Genomic DNA, 1,419 nt, shown 5'->3' on the forward strand with positions numbered 1-1,419 from the left:
GAGTAGTGTCCAGAATTTTCTGCAAAATGCGTTCATGGCCGCTGTTGGTTTGGCGGGGCGGGCGTGGCGCCTTCGAGTGAGCGCAAGCGCCCGCCCCGCCCGCCGCCGTCAGGCGGCGTCGGCCTGTTCGATCTGCCGCCGCGCCTCCTTCTTGTGCTCGATCAGATGCGCCATGTTGAGATAGCGCGTGCCCTCCAGCCAGTTTTCATGGGTCTCGACCGCCAGCGCCCGGATCAGCCGCAGGCAGCTTTCACTGCTGGGAAAGATGCGCACCACGTGGGTGCGCCGCTTCAGCTCCTGGTTCAGGCGCTCCAGCATGTTGGTCGATTTCATGTGTTTGTGATGCTGCTGCGGCAGTCGGTAGTAAGTCAGGGTGTCCTCGATGTGCGCCTCGACCCAGTCGGTCAGCTTGGGGTACTTGGCCTGCCACTTGGTCAGCCATCGGGCGAGATCCTGGCGCACCTCGGAGAGTTCGCGCCGGTCATAGAACCAGCGCAGTTCCTGCAGGCAGTCGTCGTCCACCTTGCGCGGCACATAGTCGAGGGCATTCCTGAGAAAGTGCACGTAGCAGCGCTGCCAGGCCGCCTCCGGAAGCACTTCGCGGATCGCGGCCACCAGGCCGGGGTGATCGTCGGACACCACGAACTCTACGCCGTGCAGGCCGCGCTCACGCAGGCCCAGCAGGAAATCCTTCCAGCTCGAGCGGCTCTCGCGGTTTGCCAGCTCGACGGCCAGCACGTTGCGCCGCCCCTCCCAGTCGACCCCAATGGCGATCTGCACTGCCTGGCTCGAAATCACACCGGCCTCGCGCACCCGCTCGTAGCGGGCGTCCAGGATCAGGTAGGGATAGGGCTCGCTCAGCCGCCGGGCGGCAAAGGCTGCCAACTCCTTGTCCAGCCGCTTGTTGATCTGGCTGATCGCCGACGCCGAGAAGCTGTGGCCGCACAGTTCCTCGGTGATCGCCTTGACCTTCCGGGTCGAAACGCCCTGCACATACATCTCCGCCAGAGCCCCCACCAAGGCCTTCTCGGAGCGTTGGTAGCGCTCGAACAACCGCGTCGAGAACAGACCCTCGCGGTCCTGCGGCACCCGCAGCTCCAGCGTCCCCACCCGGGTCACAAGCGAACGACGGTAGTAGCCCGAGCGGTAGCCCAGACGCTCTTGCGTTCGCTCGCCCTTCTCAGCTCCCAGCGCCGCAGCCATCTCCGCCTCCAGCGTCGTCTCAACGACCGCTGCTACCAGCGTGCGCAGATAATCCTCATCCGCGCCAAGCAGCTCTTTCAACGCAACCTTATCGCTCTTACGTTCAATTCTGGTCATGGCATGCACCCCTCCTGAGGGTCCGGTGAGTTTCACATCACCAGCGTGCCATGACCGCTGAAACCGTCACCGCTTTTGCTGAAAATTCAGTACACGATC

General features: G+C 63.8%; 1 protein-coding gene. It reads right to left on the minus strand.

The features are described 5' to 3' along the window. Window positions 1–108: 108 nt before the first annotated feature. Window positions 109–1,320, minus strand: coding sequence for an IS256 family transposase (locus tag P2G67_RS16340; protein WP_275824363.1), 1,212 nt, complete (start codon window positions 1,318–1,320; stop codon window positions 109–111). Window positions 1,321–1,419: the final 99 nt, after the last annotated feature.

Source organism: Aquibaculum arenosum (assembly GCF_029222965.1).
Classification (GTDB): domain Bacteria; phylum Pseudomonadota; class Alphaproteobacteria; order Kiloniellales; family DSM-21159; genus Aquibaculum; species Aquibaculum arenosum.

What these genes read in the sequence shown, in the direction of transcription:
- P2G67_RS16340 (WP_275824363.1), bottom strand. Translation starts at nt 1,320, where the DNA reads ATGACCAGAATTGAACGTAAGAGCGATAAGGTTGCGTTGAAAGAGCTG.